Annotated in this window: 13 protein-coding genes; 10 read left to right on the top strand and 3 right to left on the bottom strand. The window is 73.5% G+C overall.

All coding sequences use genetic code 11. The annotated features are described in order from the left end of the window. Positions 1 to 67: 67 nt before the first annotated feature. Positions 68 to 1,630 carry an arabinosylfuranosidase ArfA gene (arfA, locus tag JAV76_RS13160; protein WP_198734526.1) on the bottom strand — a complete coding sequence of 521 codons (1,563 nt, stop codon included), beginning with the start codon at positions 1,628 to 1,630 and terminating at the stop codon, positions 68 to 70. A gap of 263 nt (positions 1,631 to 1,893) precedes the next feature. On the opposite strand from arfA, the gene JAV76_RS13155 reads away from it, so the two are divergent. The 4 genes from JAV76_RS13155 to JAV76_RS13140 are packed head-to-tail and all read left to right on the top strand — an operon-like array spanning position 1,894 to position 5,909. After that, on the top strand, positions 1,894 to 3,129 hold the full coding sequence (locus JAV76_RS13155; protein ID WP_307844231.1) for a Gfo/Idh/MocA family protein: 1,236 nt from the start codon (positions 1,894 to 1,896) through the stop codon (positions 3,127 to 3,129). Continuing rightward, positions 3,126 to 4,133, top strand: a complete 1,008-nt coding sequence (locus JAV76_RS13150) for a DUF6807 domain-containing protein (RefSeq protein ID WP_198734525.1) — start codon at positions 3,126 to 3,128, stop codon at positions 4,131 to 4,133. The genes JAV76_RS13155 and JAV76_RS13150 overlap by 4 nt, the downstream gene beginning before the upstream one ends. Further along, entirely contained in the window at positions 4,130 to 4,873 is a 744-nt protein-coding gene (locus JAV76_RS13145) for a cupin domain-containing protein (protein WP_198734524.1), read from the top strand. The genes JAV76_RS13150 and JAV76_RS13145 overlap by 4 nt, the downstream gene beginning before the upstream one ends. A gap of 49 nt (positions 4,874 to 4,922) precedes the next feature. Then, positions 4,923 to 5,909, top strand: a complete 987-nt coding sequence (locus tag JAV76_RS13140) for an acetylxylan esterase (RefSeq protein WP_198734523.1) — start codon at positions 4,923 to 4,925, stop codon at positions 5,907 to 5,909. 33 nt (positions 5,910 to 5,942) lie between these two features. Here the strand turns inward: JAV76_RS13140 and JAV76_RS13135 are convergent, their stop codons facing one another. Together JAV76_RS13135 and JAV76_RS13130 are read right to left on the bottom strand one after the other, a co-directional pair. Beyond that, positions 5,943 to 7,028 (bottom strand): GNAT family N-acetyltransferase, encoded by a 1,086-nt coding sequence (locus tag JAV76_RS13135; RefSeq protein WP_198734522.1) that lies wholly within the window; start codon positions 7,026 to 7,028, stop codon positions 5,943 to 5,945. 205 nt (positions 7,029 to 7,233) lie between these two features. Next, positions 7,234 to 8,946, bottom strand: coding sequence for an LAVTG motif-containing sortase-dependent surface protein (locus JAV76_RS13130; protein WP_198734521.1), 1,713 nt, complete (start codon positions 8,944 to 8,946; stop codon positions 7,234 to 7,236). Positions 8,947 to 9,241: 295 nt separating this feature from the next. On the opposite strand from JAV76_RS13130, the gene JAV76_RS13125 reads away from it, so the two are divergent. The 6 genes from JAV76_RS13125 (at position 9,242) to JAV76_RS13100 (ending at position 20,849) form a co-directional block, all read left to right on the top strand. Next, a complete protein-coding gene (locus JAV76_RS13125; RefSeq protein ID WP_307844230.1) occupies positions 9,242 to 9,625 on the top strand; it encodes an FHA domain-containing protein in 384 nt (127 codons plus the stop codon). A 6-nt stretch (positions 9,626 to 9,631) separates the two neighbouring features. Further along, the gene (locus JAV76_RS13120; RefSeq protein ID WP_198734520.1) at positions 9,632 to 10,483 is read left to right on the top strand and encodes a PP2C family protein-serine/threonine phosphatase; all 852 of its coding nucleotides are present in this window, start codon (positions 9,632 to 9,634) and stop codon (positions 10,481 to 10,483) included. Beyond that, positions 10,480 to 11,844: an FHA domain-containing protein gene (locus tag JAV76_RS15290; protein WP_198734519.1), complete on the top strand. Its 1,365-nt coding sequence runs from the start codon at positions 10,480 to 10,482 to the stop codon at positions 11,842 to 11,844. Before JAV76_RS13120 ends, JAV76_RS15290 begins: the two co-directional genes overlap by 4 nt. Then, positions 11,841 to 13,667: a serine/threonine-protein kinase gene (locus tag JAV76_RS13110; protein ID WP_198734518.1), complete on the top strand. Its 1,827-nt coding sequence runs from the start codon at positions 11,841 to 11,843 to the stop codon at positions 13,665 to 13,667. The genes JAV76_RS15290 and JAV76_RS13110 overlap by 4 nt, the downstream gene beginning before the upstream one ends. Continuing rightward, positions 13,664 to 19,786, top strand: a complete 6,123-nt coding sequence (locus JAV76_RS13105) for an Ig-like domain-containing protein (protein WP_198734517.1) — start codon at positions 13,664 to 13,666, stop codon at positions 19,784 to 19,786. The genes JAV76_RS13110 and JAV76_RS13105 overlap by 4 nt, the downstream gene beginning before the upstream one ends. Positions 19,787 to 19,874: 88 nt before the next feature. Continuing rightward, positions 19,875 to 20,849 (top strand): AAA family ATPase, encoded by a 975-nt coding sequence (locus JAV76_RS13100; protein ID WP_198734516.1) that lies wholly within the window; start codon positions 19,875 to 19,877, stop codon positions 20,847 to 20,849. The last annotated feature ends 1 nt before the right edge of the window (position 20,850 follow it).

Here is a 20,850-nt window from a genome sequence, read left to right as displayed (position 1 = left end):
GGGCTGGGTTGGGCTGAGCCGGGCTGGGTTGGGCTGAGCCGGGCTGGGTGGGGCTGGGTCGGGTGGCTCAGGCGCGGGTGGCGGTGCCGTGCCAGGCGCTCCACGACTCGGGGGCGAGCGTGATGGTCACGGTGCCCTCCGCGGACCCGGGAGCGTCGCGCTCGACGACCCCGACCTCCTCCGCGGCGGCCTTGCCCTCGCGCATGCCGACGTGGTCGGCGAGGAGCTCGATCCCGCCGGCGAGGTCGAGGCGCACGCCTGGGTGCTTGATCGTCACGGTGGCGGGCTCCGCGGACCGGTTCACGAGGAACAGCGCAACGTCACCCGTGCCCTCGGCCGACGCCCCGCCCCACGTGGCCGCGGCGGTGACGACGGGGACGTCGCCGTGCGCGGTCGTGGTCATGGTGGGGACGTCGACGCGCAGGTCGAGCACGGACCCCTGGGCGAGGCGGGCGGTGTGCGCGAACGGGTGGAACGTCGTCTGGCGCCAGGCCTCGCCGCCCGGCTCCGTCATGATCGGGGCGATGACGTTGACGAGCTGCGCGAGCGCCGCGACGGGCACCCGGTCGGCGTGGTTGAGGAGCGTCACGAGGAGGTCGCCGACGACGACGGCGTCGAGCGCCGAGTAGACGTCCTCGATGATGCGCGGGGCGTCCCGCTGGAGGGGGAGGTTCTTCTCTCCGACGAACCGCGTCTCGAGGTACCAGACGTTCCACTCGTCGAAGGAGATGGTGATCTTCTTGTCGGAGCGCTTCTGGGCGCCGATCGCGTCGGCCGACGCGACGACACGCTCGATGAAGCGGTCCATGGCGGTCGCGGAACCGAGGAAGCTCGCGCGGTCGCCGTTCTTCTCCTCGTAGTACGCGTGCATGGAGATGTGGTCGACGATGTCGTACGTGTACGACAGGACGGTGCGCTCCCACTCGCCGAAGGTGTCCATGTACATGGACGACGACCCGCAGGCGACGAGCTCGATGCTCGGGTCGACGAGCTTCATGGCCTTGCCGGCCTCGGCGGCGAGCTTGCCGTACTCGTGGGCGTCCTTGTGGCCGATCTGCCACGGGCCGTCCATCTCGTTGCCCAGGCACCAGAGCTTGACGCCGTAGGGCTTCTCGCGGCCGTTCGCGATGCGCATGTCGGCCCACTGCGAGCCGGCCTCGCCGTTGCAGTACTCGACGAGGGCGGCTGCTGCGGCGACGCCGCGGGTGCCGAGGTTCACGGCCATCATGGGCTCGATGCCCTCGCGCTCGGCCCACTGGAGGAACTCGTCCGTGCCGACCTCGTTGGGCTCGATGGTGCGCCAGGCGAGGTCGATGAACGGCTTGCGGTCCTCCTTGGGGCCGACGCCGTCCTCCCACACGTAGTTGGAGACGAAGTTGCCGCCGGGGTAGCGGATCATGCTCACGCCGAGCTCGTGGGTGAGGTCCGCGACGTCGCGGCGGAAGCCGTGCTCGTCGGACGTCGGGTGGCCGGGCTCGTAGATGCCCGTGTAGACGGCGCGCCCGAGGTGCTCCACGAAGGACCCGAAGAGGCGGCGGTCGATGGGGCCGACCTGGAAGTCGGGGTGCAGGGTGACGGTCGCCTCGAGGGCGGTGGCGCCGGCGGCGGTGCCGGTCGACTCGTTCTTCATCGTTGTACTCACTCCGTTGCGAGACTGCTGCGGACGATGGGGATGACAGCAGCGTAGACGACGACCCCCGGGTGTCGAAACGATTTGAGGAACATTCGTCGAAACTCGCCCGGAGGTGCGCCGGAGGCTTGCGCGGGAAGCGTTTCCCGCTAGTGTTGGATCGATTCAACACCGCCGTTGACCCTCGGCTCGCGCATCGACCCCGATGCCCGCCCGGGACGCGGCGTCCAGCGACCACCGCCGACGCACCCCGGAGGCAGCCCGTGACACCAGCGACCACCCCCACACCGGCAGACCGCGCGGACCACGTGGGCCGGACGCCACCCGGCGCCCCCACGTACCGCGCCGCGATCGTCGGCACCGGCGGCATCGCGCACGCCCACGCGCAGGCCCTCGCCGACTCGGGTGACCGTGTGCGTCTCGCATGGGCGGTCGACGTCGACGCCGGGCGCGCCGAGGACTTCGCGCGTACGTGGTCGACCGACGGTGCGACCGTCGAGCCCTCCACGGACCTCGCCGCCGTCCTCGCGGACCCTGCGGGCCTGCACCTCGTCCACGTGTGCACCCCGCCCACGTCGCACGCGGCTCTCGCCGCGCAGGTGCTCCGCGCGGGCGTCGACGTCCTCCTGGAGAAGCCACCCACCCTGTCCCTCGACGAGCTGGACGACCTCATCGCCCTCGAGGACGAGACCGGGGCGCACGTGAGCGTCGTCTTCCAGCACCGCTTCGGTGCGGGCGCGCAGCGTCTGCGCGACCTCCTCGCGGCACCCGACGCGCCACTGGGCCGGCCGCTCGTCGCGCAGTGCAGCACGCTCTGGTTCCGCGACGCCGAGTACTTCGCGGCGCCCTGGCGCGGCCGGTGGGACACCGAGGGCGGTGGGCCGACGATGGGTCACGGCATCCACCAGCTCGACCTGCTGCTGTCCGTGCTCGGCCCGTGGGAGGAGGTCACCGCGATGGCCGGCCGCCAGGACCGGGACACGGACACGGAGGACGTGTCGATGGCGCTCGTGCGGTTCGCGGACGGGGTGCTCGCCACGGTCGTGAGCTCGGTGGTGTCGCCGCGGCAGACGTCGGCGTTGCGCTTCGACATGCAGCACGCGACCGTCGAGCTCGAGCACCTCTACGGGTACACGGACGAGCACTGGACCGTCACCCCGGCGCCGGGCCACGAGGACGTCGCTGCGCGCTGGGTGCCGGACCCGGACGCCGCGCCGTCGAGCCACTCGTCGCAGGTCCGCGCCGTCCTCGACGCGCTCGACGCGGGCGAGGCGCCCCCGGTGACCGCCCGGGACGCACGCGCCACGATGGAGCTCGTCGCCGCGACCTACGCGTCGGCGTTCACCCGTGCCCCCGTGCGACGCGGCGAGATCGGCCCGGGGCACCCCTTCGCGGCGTCCATGGACGGCACCGGCGCGCCGTGGGCTGGTTCCCCGCACGGCGCGCCGCCAGCCCACATCGCCCCCACCACCCCGTCCACCACCGAGGAGATCTCATGACCCGCCTGACGCTCACCGACGACGGCACGGCCCTCGGGGTGGTGCTCACCGGCACCGGCACGGACCCGGACGTCGAGCTCGTCCGGTACGTGTACCGCCCCACGGACGTCCAGCTCGAGTCGCCGCGCCCGTACTTCCACCCGGTACGGACGGTCACGGGCGACCTCGTGAGCCTCTTCCGACCGCACGACCACGTGTGGCACAAGGGCATCGCGTGGTCGCTGCCCAACGTGGGGCCGCACAACTTCTGGGGTGGGCCCACGTTCGTGGCGGGCGAGGGGTACGTGCAGCTCGACAACGACGGGTCGATGGTCCACGAGGACTTCACCGCTCTGGTGGGACCGGGGGAGGAAGGCTCGGCGGAGAACGGGGCAGGTGACCGCGTGGACGTCACGGAGGCGCTCGCGTGGGTGACGCAGGCGGGCGAGCGCGTCGTCGACGAGTCCCGCTCGTTCACGGTGGGCCTCGCGGACGAGCCGGGCTCCTGGGTCCTGACGTTCACGTCGACCCTCACGAACGTGTCCGGCGCGGACCTGCCCATCGGCAGCCCGACGACCAACGGCCGCGAGAACGCGGGCTACGGCGGGCTCTTCTGGCGCGGCCCCCGCTCCTTCACGGGCGGCACCATCCTCGCCCCCGACTTCGCGGGCGGCGAGGAGATCCGCGGGCAGCGCGCCCCGTGGATGGGCTTCACGGGCACGCACGACGAGACGGCCCGCGACTCGACGATCGTCATGGTCGACGACCCCGAGAACCCTCGCGGCCCGTCGTCGCCGGGGCAGGACCCGGAGTGGTTCGCCCGCAACGAGTGGTTCGCGTGCGTGTGCGCGGCGCCGTTCTTCAGCGAGGAGATCCCCTTCGCGCCCGGCGAGACCCTGACCTTCCGCTACGCGGTCGTGGTGTCCGACGGCGGCGCCGACCCGGTGCGCGGCGAGGCGCTCGCGGGCGCGGGCCGTGCGCGGCTCGGCGAGGTCGCCGCCCGGGGCGGGTCGACGCCGGCATGACGGTCCCGTTCCCCGGGGGCACGTCGGTCTCGCGCCTGCGCGTGTACGACTGGCCGACGCCCGACGGGGCCGGTCTCGTGGGGGGTGGCACCCCGCACCTGCACACGGCGTCGGCCGAGGGGTACGTGGTGCTCGCGGGCTCGGGCGCCGTGCAGACGCTGGGCCCGGACGGGTTCGTCGAGCACCGCCTGGAGGCGGGTGCCCTCCTGTGGTTCGAGCCCGGCGTGGTGCACCGCCTCCTCAACGACGGCGGTCTCGAGATCCTCGTCGTCATGTCCAACGCGGGTCTGCCCGAGGCGGGCGACGCCGTCATGACGTTCCCCCTCGACGTGCTGCGCGACCCGGAGCGGTACGGGCGGGCGGCCGCGCTCCCGCCCGTCGAGGTGCTGTCCGACGCGGGTGCCGACGGCCCCGTCGCCCGGGCCGCACGTGCCCGCCGTGACCTCGCCCTCGAGGGTTTCGCGGCGCTCCGGGTGCGCGTCGACGACGTGGGCCCCGGCGACGCGATGGAGGAGCTGTACGCGGCCGCCGCGCACCTCGTCCGGGACCGCGTCCCGGGGTGGCGGTCCACCTGGGAGGCGACGGTCGCCGCGCAGACCCGTGCCACGGACCGTGCACTCGCGTCGTTGGCGCACGGCCTCGCACCGCACCTGTCCGTGGCGCGCACCGCGTCGGCCGACGTCCGCCCGGCCCCGGCGCGCTTCGGCATGTGCGGTCGCCTGGACACCTGGGCCCTCTGACCCGCGACGGCCCTCTGACCCGCGACCCGCACACCGGAAGGACAGCATCATGGCCCAGTTCGACCTCCCGCTCACCGAGCTCGTCGGCTACCTGCCGGACCGGCAGGAGCCGCCCGACCTCGACGCCTTCTGGATGCGCACCCTCGCCGAGCAGGACGCCGAGCACCCGCTCGAGGTCCGTGTCGACCGGGTGGAGACGGGCCTCACGGAGGTGATCACGGAGGACGTCACGTTCACCGGGTTCGGTGGTCAACCCGTCAAGGGGTGGTTGCACCGCCCGGCGCACCGCGAGGGCCCGCTGCCGACGGTCGTGTCGTTCATCGGGTACGGCGGGGGGCGCGGGCTGCGCCACGAGCACGTCCTCCACGCGGTCGCGGGGCGTGCGCACCTCGTCATGGACAACCGTGGGCAGGGCAGCGGCCACCAGATCGGTGACACGGGTGACTCCGGGTCGACGGGTGCGAGCGCTGCCGGGTTCCTCACGCAGGGCGTCGGTCACCCGGACACGTACTTCTACCGGCGCCTGTTCACGGACGCGCAGCGGGCCGTGCGGGTCGCCCGCCGGCACGACGCGGTGGACGCCGACCGTGTCATGGTGAGCGGCGGCTCCCAGGGCGGCGCGACGAGCCTCGCCGCGGCGGCGCTCACCGAGCTCTCCGGGGAACCGGCGTTGCGCGGCGCGATCGTCGACGTCCCGTTCCTGTCGAACGTGCGCCGGGCGAGCGAGATCACCGACGCGCACCCCTATGCCGAGCTCGTGCAGTACTTCCACACGCACCGTGACCTCGTCGAGCAGACGTTCGAGACGCTGTCGTACTTCGACGCCGTGAACCTCGCGGCGCGCGTCACCGTCCCCGGCCTCTTCTCCGTGGGTCTCATGGACACCGTCTGCCCGCCGTCGACGGTGTACGCGGCGTACAACCACTACGCGGGTCCCAAGGACATGGTCGTCTACCCGTACAACGGGCACGAGAACGGCGGCCCCTTCCAGGACGCCGAGCACCTGCGCTTCGCGACGCGCGTCCTCGACGGCTGAGCGCCCACGGACGCGACGCCCGACGGGTCGTGCTCAGTGCCGCCCGAGGCGCTTCTGCCAGAGGGCCAGGACCCCGGCGGGGCGGAACCCGAGGGCGACGTTGATCGCGAGCATGTGCGCGTTCTCCTCGGCGTTCCACGTGTGGACACGTCGAGTCGAGGGGCGGGTGCGGGCGAGCTCGCGCAGGTTCACGGTCTTGAGGAGCATGCCGAGCCGGTGGCCGCGGTGCTCGTCGAGCACGAGCGTGTCGTTCTGGAACGCGGCCTCGCCGTCGTCGGGAAGGCTCAGCTCGGTGTAGGCGACGAGCTCGCCCGACGCCACGTGGAGCGCGGCGGAGGTGAGGGCGGAACGCCCGCTGGCCGCGCGGACGCGGTCGCTGTCGCGCACCCGGTCGGCGTCCCACGACTCCTCGGCGAGCTCGAGCCCGCCCGTCGGGATGGCCGTCGACATGCGCGTGGCGAGGACCGCACGCTGGTGGACCCACTCCTCGGGGCACGGCCCCGCCCACGTGACCACCTCGTACCCGCCGGCGCGGGCGACCGCGTCCGCGTGGAGGGCGTCCAGCCGTGCCGGGTCCTCGAGCGGCAGGTCGAGGACGCTGTACCGCACGCCCTGCTCGAAGGAGTACCCGGCAGCCAGCGCGATCCTCGCGCCCTCGTCGCGTCGGTCGACGAGTCCGCTCCCGGTGGAGGGCGCCAGCGCGTGGGGCGATGCGGCGTCGGGCTCCGCGGTGTGCGAGCTCTCCGTGATGACGACGGTCCTGCCGTCGTCGGCCGCGACGCGCTCCCCGGCGGACAGGAGAGCCTCGGCGATCCCCCGCCCCCGGTGGGCCGGGTCGACGTGCACGGTGATCTCCGCGGGCGCGCCTTCCTCGGCGAGGCGCACCCGGACGACCCCGAGCGCGTCGTCCGGGCGGGGGACAGCAGGCAGGGGGTCGGGTGTCGCGACGAGCGAGACCGTGCGCACGTACGTCTGGGCGTGGGCCTGGGCGAGGAGGAACCGTGCGGTGAAGGCGAGGTCGGGATGCCCTCGCAGGGCTGTCTCCTCCGCGGCCTCGATGCGAGCACTGCCGTGCATGGCCCACGCGTCGGGGGCATCGAGCGAGGTCGGGACGGGCATTGGGTGCAGGCTCCACGGCATGCGTGGAGTGTCCTCGCGCCCGCTCGTCCGGGTCAACGGAATAGTGCCGTGCGGGGGGCGGGGTGGCGAAGGAGCCGTGCCTGTCAGCGGGGCACCGCGTCGTCCTGCGCCTCTCCGGCGGACGCACGGAAGACCCGGCCGCTCGTGCGAGCCGGGTCTTCCGTGGGGTGGGGCCGTGGAGCGGTCAGGCCGCGGTGCGGCGCCTGCGGGCGAGGAGCGCGCCGGCTGCGACGAGCAGCAGCGCTCCCTGCAGCAGCACGAACGGCGCGACCTCGCTGCCGGTGCGGGCGAGCTCCGAACGGTCCGTCGTGGCGACGGGTGCTGCGCCGGGTGCAGGGGCGGGGACCGGCACGGGAGCCGCTACCGGGGTCGACGGCACCGGGGCCGTGGGCGGGGTCGACGGCGCGGGGGCCGTCGGCGGGTCGGCGGGCGCCGGGACCGTCGGTGCCGGGGGAGTCGTCGGTGCGGTCGGCGGGGCAGGGGCTGCCGGCGCGGCGAGGGTGACGACGCTCCGGGCCCACCGTCCCGACGAGCCTCCGGTCGCGATGACGGTGAGCTCCTCCGCGAAGGCGCTCACGGCGTCGGCGCCCAGCGTCGCGGAGGCCGAGGACGTCCCGCTCGGCTCGGGGGCCGTCATGGTGAGCACGGCGTGCCCGTCGGCGTCGGCGACGGCCGTCCCGAGGAACTTCTCACCGGGGTACAGGTGGAAGGCGATGGTCTCGCCGGCCTCGAAGCCGTCCGCGGTGAGCGGGACGGCGTCACCGGGGGCGACGGTGGTGGGGGCGGCGAGGACGCCTGACGGGCTCGCCTCCGTACGTGACGGGACGCCCGCCACGGTGACGGTGACAGGGCTCCGGGACTCGAGGAGCTCGGGGGTGGCGTCCGTGACGAGGACGAGCTCGTGGGTGCCGGGCTCGAGCACGGGCAGCGGCACGGTGACCGGTCCGGACGGGGGGACGGCGACGGTGGCGAGGACGGTGTCGCCCCGCAGCACGCGCAGGGTCGACGGCCGGGGGCCGTCGGGAAGGCCGACCACGAGGGTCCCGGGGGACGCGACCGGGGTGGTGACCGACGCCGGCACCTCCGGCTGCACGGGGACCGGGGCCGGCACAGGGGTGGGTTCCGTCGGGACCGGAGGGGTGGTCGGCGGCACGGGGACGACGGGGGCCACCGCCTGGATGGGGACCTCCGGGGAGTCCGCCTGCGGGTAGATCCCTTGCTCCGAGGACCCGGAGTAGTGGGCGAGGAAGAACCACTGTCCGGCGGGGAGCCCGGGGAAGGTCGCGGATACCTGACCGCCGACGAGGGTCGTGTTGAGGGACGCGAACAGCCCGTCGGGGCGGTGGGCGATGAACTGCACGTCGCCCTCGGGGACGTCGCGCTCACCCGTGATGGACGCGCTCACCGGGAACGGCGTGTCGGCCGGGACGTGGAGCGGGACCATGACGGTGAGCACCGGGGCCGGGGCGGGCTCCGGGTCCACCGCGGTGGAGACGTGCTCGAAGGTCGCGCGGTGGTGCGTGGTGTGCGAACCGCCCTCGGGGTCCCACCCCGGAACGTAGTGGCAGTCGTACGACATCTCGTACGTCCCGGTCGGCAGGTCGCCCACGGCGAGCGCGAAGGGCGCGGCGAGCGGCAGGCTCCCGCCGCGACCCGCGGTCGACGGGGTCGCCGAGATCCAGTAGGAGCTCGAGCCGAGGACCCAGGCGTGGTTCATCTCCAGGGGGTCGTCGCACGTCCACGTGAGGGTGGTCCCGTCCGACGAGGGCACCGCGGTGGCGGCGGCCGCGCCTCCGACCCCGAGGATCCCGACGCCCGACAGCGTGAGGGCGGCGGTGAGCGCCGCGGTGAGGATCCGGCGGCCGCCGGGGCCGGTCCGGGTGGTGGTCGTGGTCATGCGAGCTCCTGATGTGCGGGACGGAAGTGCCGGATCCTGTCGGGGAGCGCTCGCGGGCGGAGAGTCCGGCACGATGGCCGGACCGACTCCGACGACGGAACATCGGCGCGTCCGTGCGAGGTATGAGAGGTCTGCGGACCCGCGTCCCGGAGGGACGAAAAGGGCGAAGCGAGGGCCCCCGTGGCGCACCATCGCGACGCACCGCGCAGGCGCGATTCTGGGCGCTCCGGGCAAGGTATTCTTCCGCGTAACTGTGCCTGTCAGTGGGGCGCGTCCGAGCGACGAAGGGGGAACCGTGAGCCAGCCCGACGGTGAGCCCCGCCCGCGCGCCTCGGCCGGGCACCGCGTCGTCCTGCGCCTCTCGGACGGCCGCGAGGTCCCGCTGCGCGGCATGACGCTCCTCGGTCGCAACCCGCGGCCCGACGACGACGAGGTCGTCACCGACCTCGTGACCCTCACCGACCCGCGGCTGTCCGTCTCCAAGACCCACCTGCTCGTGGGCATGGACGCCGCCGGACCGTTCGTCGTGGACCGCCACTCCACCAACGGCACCATGGTGACCCTCCCCGACGGTCAGCAGATCCTCTGCGGGCCGGGCCAGACCGTGCGCGTCCCGCCCGGCGCGGTCGTGACCTTCGGCGACTTCACGCTCGTCCCCGAGCACGACGGACAGGGCTGACCCGCGATGCACACCACCTGGGGCTCCGCCACGGACACCGGCCGCATCCGCACCTTCAACGAGGACGCCCTCCTCGCGTACCCGCCGATCTTCCTTGTCGCCGACGGCATGGGCGGCCACGACGCCGGCGACGTCGCCAGCCGGCTCGTCGTCGAGGAGTTCTCCCTCCTCGTGGGCCGCGGGTTCGTGTCCCTCGAGGACGTCCACGAGTGCTTCAGCCGCGCCGCCTCCCGCCTGCGCGACCGCCTCGGCGGGCGCAGCGGCGGCACCACCGTCGCCGGCGCCGCCATCGCCATGCACGACGACGCCGCCTACTGGCTCGTCTTCAACATCGGCGACTCCCGGGTGTACCGCCTGGTCGACGGCGCCCTCGACCGGGTCACCGTCGACCACTCCGTCGTCCAGGAGCTCGTCGACGCAGGCCGCCTCGACGCCAAGGACGTCGCCACCCACGCCGAGCGACACGTCGTGACCCGGGCCCTCGCCACCGACTCCGTGACGGAGCCCGACTACTGGATGATCCCCGCCGCCCCCCAGGACCGGCTCCTCATCTGCTCCGACGGCCTCACCGACGAGATCGACGACGACAAGATCCTCGTCGCCCTCAGCATGATCACCGACGCCCAGGAAGCCGCTGAGGCCCTCGTCGACGCCGCCGTCGAGGCCGGCGGGCGCGACAACGTCACCGTGGTCGTCGTCGACGTCGCGACCATCTGGCACGGCCTCACCACCGCCGACGAGACCCACAACCTCGAGACCCACGACCTCGACGCCGACGACAGCACCCCCGCCGTCGTCGAGTGGGACGAGCACATGCACGGCGTCACCCAGCCACGCCCCCGGACGGTCACCTCGTGATCGTCCCCACCTACACCCCCGGAGACTGGTACGCCGTCATCACCGACGGCGCCGTCGCGCTGCTCCCACCCACCGTCGACGAGGCCAGGCTCGGCGAGGTGTGGGACGCCCTCCGCGAGAGCCCCGACCTCACGCACTGCCTCACCGTCCTCGCCCGCGGCGGCCTCGTCGGGCTGCCACCCTTCGCCCTCGTCTCCGTCGTCGAGGGACACGTCCGCGGATTCCTCCGCGGCAGCGTGCGACTCGTCGTCACCGACGCCGACGGCACCCACGAGCACAGCGCCACCCACGTCGCCACGTGGGCCGAGATCAACGTGCCCGACGCCACCGCGCTCACCGTCGCCGTCCCCACCGACCAGGCGCCCCGCGGACGCACCGTCCACCTCGCGGCCCTCGCGGCCGTCGTCCAGGCGTCCGGCGTCGACGTGACCCTGCGCGACGGTGCGCACGGCGGGCAGCCCGTGGAGGTCGAGCACCGCGACCCCGACGGTGCCGACACCACGACCTTCGACGCGCTGGGCACGCCCGCGAGCGGCACCCCCGCGACCCGCACCCGCGAGACCGGCACGGCCGCGACGCCCGCCCCGCACGCACCCGAGCACGCCCCCGCGAAGGACGAGCCGGTCGCGCGCAGGGCCCTGCGGTCGTTCGACTCGCCGCCGACGTCCGAGATGACGGTCGTGCCGGACTCCGAGCCCGTGCCCGTCGTCGACCCGTCACCCGCCCCCGAGGTGCCCTCGGCACCCGTCCCGGTCGCCGCACCGGCGCGCGTCACCGGGCCGGTGCCGGTGCGACCCGGGAACGGGCCGGTGTTCCCCTCCGCGGTCTCCGCGACGCACGCCGGCCCCGTGACGTCGGGCGCGTCCCGGACCGCCCCGCCACCACCTCCCGCACCGCCCGTCGACGACGACATGTACGCCAACACGGTCCTGTCGACGAGCCTCGTGGAGATCCGCAAGCAGATGCCCACGTGGCAGGAGGACTTCGTCCCCGAGGCGTTCTCCGTGCCCCCACCCCCGCCGGTGCACCGCATCCGCATGTCCTCGGGCCTCGTGGTGCCCCTCGACCGGGCGGCGCTCATCGGCCGTGCGCCCGTCGTGTCCCGCGTGTCCGCGCGGGACCTGCCGCGGCTCGTCACCGTCGCCAGCCCCAACCAGGACATCTCCCGCACCCACGCCCAGGTCCGCACCGAGGGCGACGAGGTCCTCGTCACCGACCTCAACTCCACCAACGGCATGCTCCTCACCGAGCCCGGGCAGACGCCGCGGCGCCTGCGCGCGGGAGAGCCCACGCCGATCGCCGACGGCGCCCTCGTGGACCTCGGCGACGGTGTGACGTTCACGCTGGAGCGTGACGCGTGAGCTCCCGTCGCCAGCCGTCCCTCCCGCCCAAGATCCCCGGGTACCAGTACGTCCGCCTGCTCGGCATGGGTGGGTTCGCCGACGTCTTCGAGTACCGCCAGGAGCTGCCCCGCCGCTCCGTGGCCGTCAAGGTGCTGCTCAGCGGCTCCCTCGACCAGGACGCCCGAGAGGCGTTCTTCGCCGAGGCGAACGTCATGGCCCAGCTCTCCCACCATCCCTCGATCGTCACGATCTACCACGCGGACATCGCCGCCGACGGGCGCCCCTTCCTCGTCATGGAGTACTGCTCCCGCCCGAGCCTCGGCGCCCGCTACCGCACGGAGCGCTTCACGGTCGCCGAGGTGCTGCGCACCGGCATCCGGGTGGGCTCGGCCGTGGAGGCCGCCCACCGCCTGGGGATCCTCCACCGCGACATCAAGCCCGCGAACATCCTCGCGACGGACTTCGGGTGGCCGGCGCTCACCGACTTCGGGATCGCGTCGACCCTCGGCTCGGGTGCCGTGGCGACCGGCATGTCCATCCCGTGGTCCGCACCGGAGCTCCTCGCGGAGAACCCCGAGGGCGACGTCCGTGGCGACGTCTACTCCCTCGGTGCCACCCTGTACACGCTCCTCGCGGGACGGTCCCCGTTCGAGATCCCCGGCCGCGGCAACAGCCCCGCCGAGCTGCTGTCCCGCATCGAGCGCAGCCCTCTGCCGCCCATCGACCGGGAGGACGTCCCCGCCGGGCTGAACGCGGTCGTCGCGCGCGCCATGACCAAGGACCCCGACCGGCGGTTCGTCAGCGCGCTCGCGCTCGCCCACGCCCTCCAGCAGGTCGAACGCTCCATGCAGCTGCCCGTGACGAGCATCGACCTGTCCGAGGACCACCTCCCGGAGCCCGTCCGCGAGCCGGGCGGCGACCCCGGCGCCCGTTGGGGAGCCCCGGGCGCGCAGGACGTGGTCGACGACGGGACGGCGGCCCCCGGGTCGGACCAGGCCACCCGGCTGCGGCCCATCGTCTCGATCGACCCGCACGGCGGCCCCGGACCGGGCACCGTCGCCGCACCGCTGCCCCCGGCGGCGACCCTCGTCGACGGCCCACCCGCCGCCCGCACCGACGACGCGCTCGGCGTCGACGACCAGGCCACCCGCCTGCGTCCGATCACCACGATCAGCGCGCAGGAGGACCGCGCCCCCGTCGAGAGCGCCGCACCTGGGCCCGTCGTCGGGGCCGCGCCGACGCTCGACTCCCGCCTCAGCCTCACCCCCGCGGTCCTCGAGGGCACGCCCCCGGCGCCCGGGTACGGGGTCCCGGGGATGCAGCCCTCCCCGGTGACCACGTCGTTCTCGCCGACACCCAGCGAGCTCCGCGCGCGCCACTACGACTCGTCCCAGCCGCGGCCAGCGGAAGGACGTCGCGCCCCCTCCCCTGTGCGTCGTGCTGTCGCCGCGGCCAGCGCGGTCCTCGTCGTCGCAGCCCTCGGGTTCGTCGCGTTCCAGACGTGGGGGCGCGAGGCCCAGACCAACCCGCAGGCCACCGTGGAACCCAGCGAGACGCCGACTCTCGTGGGCGGGGCGACGGTTCCCGCGCCCGCGAACCTGCGGAGCGTCACCGAGGGCGACAGCGTGACGTTCAGCTGGAGCAACCCGGACGAGCAGGAGGGCGACGCGTACCTCTGGCAGCTCGCCGGCGTGGGCCAGACGTCGCGGGCCGAGCGCATCGAGGACCGGTCGGTGACCGTCGAGGTGCCCGAGGGGGAGAGCCGCGTGTGCATCGAGGTGTCGGTGGTGCGCACCGACGGCCGGGCGTCGACCACCCCGACGCAGGGGTGCAGCGCGTGAGGTCACCGTTCCGTCGTGCCCCGCGCCCGGACGACGAGGCGCGCAGGTCCCCGACCGCGATCGTCGCCGGGATCACCATCCCTGCCGTGCTCGCGGTGCTCGCGATCATCAACCCCGGCGTGAAGATCGCCGAGGTGGAGCTCAACGACGGCGCGGTCTGGGTGACCAACTCGCAGGGCCTCAAGCTGGGCCGCTACAACGCGGAGGTCAAGGAGCTCAACGCCGGCCTCGTGGCGGGCGACCCGGCGTTCGACGTCCTGCAGGACGCCCAGGACGTGGTGCTCACCGAGCCCGGCAAGGTGTCCGTCGTCGACCCGGCGTCGGTGACGCTCGCCGCCCAGGCGGAGGTGCCGGGCGGGTCGCAGGTGGCCATGGCCGCCGGGGTCCTGGCGATCACCGGTCAGGACGGCAGCGTGTGGGTGCGGGGGACGTCGGCCCTCACGACCATCGATGCCGAGACCCCGGGTGACCTGGACCTGGCAGACGGGGCCGCGTCGGCGGTGACCACGGACGGCACGGTCCTCGCGTTCGACCCCGCCGACGGCTCCGTGACGGGCGTCGACGGCGAGGGCGCCGCCCCGGAGGTCGTCGCCACGTACGACACCGCCGTCGGCGAGCGGGCCGACGAGGTGGCCGCGGTGGGCGAGGTCCTCGTCGTGCGCTCGGGCACCACCCTCCACGGTCCTGGCTGGTCCACGGACCTGTCCGAGCACGGGGCGGACGTCGTGCTCCAGCACTCGTCGCGTGGCGCGGACGTCGTCCTCGCGGCGACCCCCACGGCGTTCCTCGAGGTGGACCTCGACGACGGGGCCGTCGAGGTCACCGAGCCGGGCGACACGGGCGTGCCCGCCAAGCCTGTCCGGGTGGGGGACTGCGCCTACGGTGCGTGGGCGGCCCCGACCGCCAACTACGTCACGCGGTGCGGTGACGGCGAGCCCGAGGTCGAGGACCTCGAGAGCATGACCGCCGCACAGACGCTCGTGTTCCGGGTCAACCGGACCGTCGTGATCCTCAACGACACGGCCCAGGGACGCCTGTGGCTCCCGGAGGACCTGCCCAAGGCGCAGGAGCCCAACTGGCAGGACGTCGAGGAGGAGCAGGAGCCCGACGACCGCGAGGAGCAGTCCGACGACGTCCAGACGGCCCAGCAGCTCCTCACCCAGTGCACGGACCAGTCGGTGGTGCCGGGCGCCGTCGACGACGTCCTCGGGGTCCGCCCGGGCCGGACGTCGGTCATCCAGGTGCTCAACAACGACACCGCCGGCGACTGCGGCATCATCGCCATCAGCGAGCACGACCCGATCCCCGAGACGTTCGGGTACCTCGAGCGGATCTACGGGGGGCGCGCCCTCCAGGTGGTCGTGCTCCCCGACGCCCAGGGCACCGTGGAGTTCACCTACACGATCACGGACGGCCGCGGCCAGAACCCGCCGTCGACGGCGACGGTGCAGCTCTCCGCGATCCCCGCGGACGCCAACTCAGACCCCGTCCAGGTGCGCACGGCGGCGGTCGAGGTGGAGCAGGGCGCCACGATCGAGCAGGAGGTGCTCGCGAACTTCGTCGACCCCGACGGGGACGACCTCATCCTCGTGGGCGCCACGACGGACGGCACCGGGACGGTGCGGGCCCGCCGCGACGGCATCCTCACCTTCGTCGCCGACGGCGACGAGCTGGGTCGCCAGGTGGTCCAGCTGTCGGTGAGCGACGGGACGGCGACGATCGTCGGCGAGCTCTACGTCGACGTGCGGTCCGTCGGGTCCCTGCCGCCCGTCATCGACCCCGTCCACGCCGAGACGTACGTGGGCACGGAGGTCGACGTCGACGTCCTCGCGTCGGTGCGCACCGCGTCGCGCGAGCCGGCGCGTCTGGCGTCCGTCGAGGAGCTCGCCGGGACGACGATCGTCCCGAGCCTCGACGACGGGAGCTTCACGTTCACCGCGCCGACCCCCGGCACGTACTACGTGACGTTCACCGTGGTCGCCTCACCGCAGCAGGCGTCGGGCGTCGCACGCATCGACGTCAAGGAGTGGCCGGCGCAGCCGCTGCCGCCCGTCGCCGTCCGCGACGTCGCGCTGCTCCCGGCCGGTGGTGAGGTCACGGTCGCGCCCCTGCGCAACGACGTCGACCCGAACGGGGGAGTGCTCGTCCTGACGTCCGCGACGGCCGCCCCGGAGTCCGCGCTGCAGATCGCCATCGTCGAGCACCGGTTCGTGCGCATCAGCGCCCTGCGGACGCTCGACGCGCCGGAGACCATCACGTACGTCATCTCCAACGGGGTGGCGGAGGCGCGCGGGGAGATCCTCGTGCAGCCGGTGCCGCCGTCCGCGGAGCAGCACGCGCCCGTGGTCCAGGACATCGAGGTCACGGTCCGCACCGGTGGTGTCGTGACGATCCCCGCCCTCGACTACGCGTACGACGCCGACGGGGACGACCTCGAGCTCGTCCCGGAGCTCGCCGAGCCGCTCGCGTCGGGCCAGGGCCTGCTCTTCGTGTCCGGCAACGAGCTCCGGTACCAGGCACCGTCGTCGCCCACCACGGCCACGGCGACGTTCAGCGTGCGCGACACCGCCAAGAACGAGGGCTCGGCGCGGCTCGTCGTCACGGTCCACGAGTCGTCGCCCGACACGAAGGCGCCCCCGCGCCCCAAGGACCTCACGGCACGCACCTTCGCGGGTGAGGTCGTGCGTGTCACGGTGCCGCTCACCGGGATCGACCGTGACGGCGACGGCGTCATCCTCCTCGGGCAGGGTGACACGGCCCCGACCAAGGGCCGCATCGTCGCCGTGGGCGCCAGCTGGATCGAGTACGAGGCGTTCCCGGGGGAGTCGGGCACCGACACGTTCACCTACGCCGTGGAGGACTGGGTCGGGCAGCGCGCCGTCGCCACCGTGCGCGTGGGGATCGCGCCGCGCCCGACGGACCCCCTGCCCATCGTCGCCCGCCACGACGAGGTGACCGTGCAGCCGGGGCAGCTCGTCGAGGTGCGGGTGCTGCGCAACGACGTGGACCCGTCCGGGGGCGAGCTGTTCCTCGAGCCCACCATCGAGGTCCCGCCGGGCATCGACGCACGCGTCGAGGGTCGCCGCATCGTCGTCCAAGCACCCGACGAGCCCACCGATCCCATCGTCATCCCGTACGCGGTGTCCAACGAGCGCGGGGGGAGGGCGAGCGCGGTCCTCACGGTGTACGTCGTCGAGGACGCGGTGATCCTCCCGCCGGTCGCGAGCGACATCACGGTCGCGCCCCTCGAGGTGGTGGGCAAGACGAGCGTCGAGGTCGACGTCTTCCAGGTCGCCGAGAACCCCTCGGGCCCGCTGAGCGACCTCGAGGTGTCCATCCCGTCGTCGCACACCGGCGTCGCGCAGGTCACGGCCGCCGGGCGTGTCCTCGTGACGCTCGGCTCCGAGGCCCGCACCGTCCCGTACCTCCTGAGCAACACGCTCCCGGCAGCCGACGGGGTGAGCTCGTACGCGTTCATCACCGTGCCGGCCGTGGGCGACTTCCCGCCCGTGCTGCGACCCAAGGCGCGGGCCCTGCGCGTGGCGTCGGGCGCCGAGCTGGAGATCCCGATCGCGGAGTTCGTCCAGGTCGGCACCGGCAAGACGGCCCGCATCACCGACAGCGCGCGCGTGAGCGCCACCCGGTCCGACGGCACGGAGCTCGTGGTGGACGAGACGACGCTGCGCTTCGTGTCCGCCGCCGGCTACGCCGGGCCCGCCTCGGTGACGTTCGAGGTGACGGACGGCACGAGCCGGACGGATCCCGCGGGGCGTCGCGCGACCCTCACGCTGCCCATCACGGTGTACACGGAGGACGACTACCCACCGACGTTCTCACCGGGCACCATCGAGGTCCCCCAGGGCGACGCGGCGAAGACGATCGACCTCCTCGCGTTCACCGAGGGCCCCGAGGGGGCTGACGGCAGCCAGTCGTACACGTTCCTCTCGGCAGGCACGCCCACACCGGGCTTCGTGGTGAACCTCGACGGCACCACGCTCAGCGTCTCCGCCGCTGCGGACGTTCCACGTGGAACTCAGGGTTCCGCCGACCTCACCCTCGGGTACGGGCGCTCCGGCACCCTGCCCGTCCGGGTGACCTTCCAGGTCGTCGCGAGCTCCCGCAACCTCACCCGGGTAAGCAGCTACACCCTCGACGGTGCGGCCGGGCAGGAGACCCGGGTGAACGTTATCGGCGACGTCCAGCTCAACCCGTTCCCCGGCGAGCCGCTGACCCTGCAGGGCGCGACAGTGGAGACCCCGGGTTCCGGCACGGCCTCCGTGTCCGGCGGCACCGTCGTGGTCCGCCCCGCCGACGGGTTCGTCGGGGACATGGTGGTCCGCTACCGGGTGCGCGACGTGACGAACGACCCGCTGCGCGAGGTCGAGGGCCGCATCCAGGTGAAGGTCCGCGACCGCCCGGACGCGCCCGCCGCGCCCCGGGTCGGCGACGTCACGAGCCAGACCATCGTCCTGTCCTGGGACGCGCCCGACAACAACGGCGCACCCATCACCGGCTACCGGCTCACCCGGTCGCCGGGCGGGCAGACGACGACGTGCGCGTCGACGACGTGCACCGTCACCGGGCTGACCAACGGCACGGAGTACACGTTCACGGTGGCCGCGCAGAACGCGGTGGGCTGGTCCGCGGAGTCCTCGACGAGCTCGCGCGCCGTGCCCGACGCCGTCCCCGACGTGCCGGGACCGCCCGTCCTCGCGGACGGCGACGGGGAGGTCACCGTGACGTGGTCCGCCCCGGCGAACAGCGGGACGCCTGTCACCCAGTACACGATCGAGCTGTCCGACGGGTCGACACGCTCCACCGGCGGGACGTCCGTGACGTTCACGGGTCTGACCAACGGCACCGCCTACGAGGCACGCGTCCGTGCCCACAACCGGGCGACCCCGCCCGAGGGCGGGACCTGGAGCGCGTGGTCCGAGGCCAAGGTGCCGGCCGGTCTCCCCGGTGCCCCCGCGGTCAGTGCCAGCCGCGTGGCGACCCAGCTCGGCGGGCAGATCAACATCACGTGGACGGCGCCCTCGACCAACGGCGACCCCATCAGGTCGTACTCGGTGAGCATCACCGGGGACGGGGCGCCCGCGCCGTTCACCGTGGGCGGGGACGTCACCGGATGGAACTTCGCCAACGCCGTCAACGGCGTCGAGTACACGATCTCCGTCGCGGCCACCAACAAGCGGGGCACCGGCCCCGCCGGGACCACGACGACGTCGACCTTCGCCGAGCCCACGGCACCACGCACCCCGAGCATCCAGGCCGGCGTCGGGCACGACCACAGCAACGGCCAGGTGACGCTCTCCTGGTCCGCCCCGGAGTCCACGGGCGGACGCGGCGTCCTCGTCCAGGAGTACGTGATCCTCGCGGGTGGTACCGAGATCGCCCGGACCGCCGGAACGTCCTTCACGCACACCGGGAGGCCAGGCGGGGTGCAGACCGCCACCTACTCGGTGCGAGCGTGCAACACGCGCGGTGCCTGCGGTCCGACGACGACCATCGGGAGCGTCACGCCGGTGACGTTGCCGGCTGCGCCGACGGTGAGCGTCGTGCCGACGCCCGGGCAGTTCGACCGGGTGAACGCGTCGTGGAGCGATCTCTCGGCGGGGACCGCGAACGGCGGGTCCGCGCTCGTGCGCTACGAGTACCGGCTCTCGACCGGCGGAGGGTGGAGGGACACCACGTCGACCTCGCTCACGGAGATCGACGTCCCCGGCGGGGTCGACTCCGTGAGCGTCGAGGTCCGGGCGGTCACCGGTGCCGGGGCCGGGCGTGCCGGGACCGGTGCGGGAAGCCCCGACCGGACAGCGGCGCCGTCCGCGCCCGCTCCCGTCGGCACCAGCGTCGCGCCGCTGGAGCTGACCATCACGTGGACACCGCCTGCCGCGAACGGGTCCACCATCACCGGCTACATGTACGACATATATCGCGTGAATCCGACGACCGGTGCCGACGAAGGGCAGGTTGCCTACTCCCAGTGGTCGAGCACCTCGCCGGTCACATGGAAGGTTCCCGGGCCGGGCTCCTACGTCGCCGAGGTCAGGGCGCTGAGCAACAAGGGCGACAGTGCCGTGGGCACGAGCACCCCGGTGGCCGTCGGGGGCTCATGACACCCGGCCCGACGTCCGATGCACCACTGAGCACCGACCAGCACACCGCGAGCCGTCCAGCGGCCGACCACAGGAAGCAGCCCCACCGATGACCTCACCGATGACCGCCGAGCAGTCGGCCTGGTTCGCGCAGACCTTCAGCGCGCTCGTGGACAACGTGGGTCAGGCCGTCCTCGGCAAGACCCACGTGGTGCGGCTCGCGTTCACCGCGATGCTCGCCGAGGGGCACATCCTCCTCGAGGACGCGCCCGGAACCGGCAAGACGATGCTCGCGCGGGCCATCGCCGCGACCATCGACGGCACGCACAACCGCATCCAGTTCACACCGGACCTCCTGCCGTCCGACGTCACGGGCGTGACCATCTACGACCAGAAGTCGGGGCGCTTCGAGTTCCACAAGGGCCCCATCTTCGCGTCCGTGGTCCTCGCCGACGAGATCAACCGTGCGTCGCCCAAGACCCAGTCGGCGCTGCTCGAGGTCATGGAGGAGTCGCGCGTCACGGTCGACGGCGTCACCCACTCGGCCGGGCGGCCCTTCATGGTCATCGCCACCCAGAACCCCATCGAGCAGGCCGGCACGTACCGGCTGCCCGAGGCACAGCTCGACCGGTTCCTCATGAAGACGTCCCTCGGGTACCCCGACCACGCGTCGACCGTGCAGATCCTCGCCGGGTCCGCCGCCCGCGACCGCACGTCGCGTCTCGCGCCCCTCATCCGGTCGGCTGCCGTCACGGAGATGTCCGAGCTCGCCGCCACCGTGTACGTCGACGGGTCCATCAACGACTACATCTCCCGCCTCGCGGAGGCCACCCGCACCGACTCCGAGACCCGGCTCGGCGTGAGCGTCCGCGGGTGCCTCGCGCTCGTGCGCTGCGCCAAGGTGTGGGCCGCCGCCCAGGGCCGCCCCTACGTGGTGCCCGACGACGTCAAGGACCTCGCCGTGGCCGTCCTGTCCCACCGTCTCGTCCTCGACGTCGAGGCCGAGTTCGCGGGCGTCACGCCCGAGGGGATCATCGAGCGCATCCTGTCCACGACGCCCCCGCCGTCGGAGCGCGCCGCCTGAC

This window comes from Sanguibacter suaedae (assembly GCF_016342785.1).
Lineage (GTDB): Bacteria > Actinomycetota > Actinomycetes > Actinomycetales > Cellulomonadaceae > Sanguibacter > Sanguibacter suaedae.
This window is presented reverse-complemented; position numbering and strand designations above follow the sequence as displayed.

Excerpts from the sequence above, each read along its gene's own strand:
- JAV76_RS13135 (WP_198734522.1), bottom strand. The coding sequence starts at position 7,028 with ATGCCCGTCCCGACCTCGCTCGATGCCCCCGACGCGTGGGCCATGCAC.
- JAV76_RS13150 (WP_198734525.1), top strand. The coding sequence starts at position 3,126 with ATGACCCGCCTGACGCTCACCGACGACGGCACGGCCCTCGGGGTGGTG.
- arfA (WP_198734526.1), bottom strand. The coding sequence starts at position 1,630 with ATGAAGAACGAGTCGACCGGCACCGCCGCCGGCGCCACCGCCCTCGAG.
- JAV76_RS13130 (WP_198734521.1), bottom strand. The coding sequence starts at position 8,946 with ATGACCACGACCACCACCCGGACCGGCCCCGGCGGCCGCCGGATCCTC.
- JAV76_RS13140 (WP_198734523.1), top strand. The coding sequence starts at position 4,923 with ATGGCCCAGTTCGACCTCCCGCTCACCGAGCTCGTCGGCTACCTGCCG.
- JAV76_RS13145 (WP_198734524.1), top strand. The coding sequence starts at position 4,130 with ATGACGGTCCCGTTCCCCGGGGGCACGTCGGTCTCGCGCCTGCGCGTG.
- JAV76_RS13100 (WP_198734516.1), top strand. The coding sequence starts at position 19,875 with ATGACCTCACCGATGACCGCCGAGCAGTCGGCCTGGTTCGCGCAGACC.
- JAV76_RS13120 (WP_198734520.1), top strand. The coding sequence starts at position 9,632 with ATGCACACCACCTGGGGCTCCGCCACGGACACCGGCCGCATCCGCACC.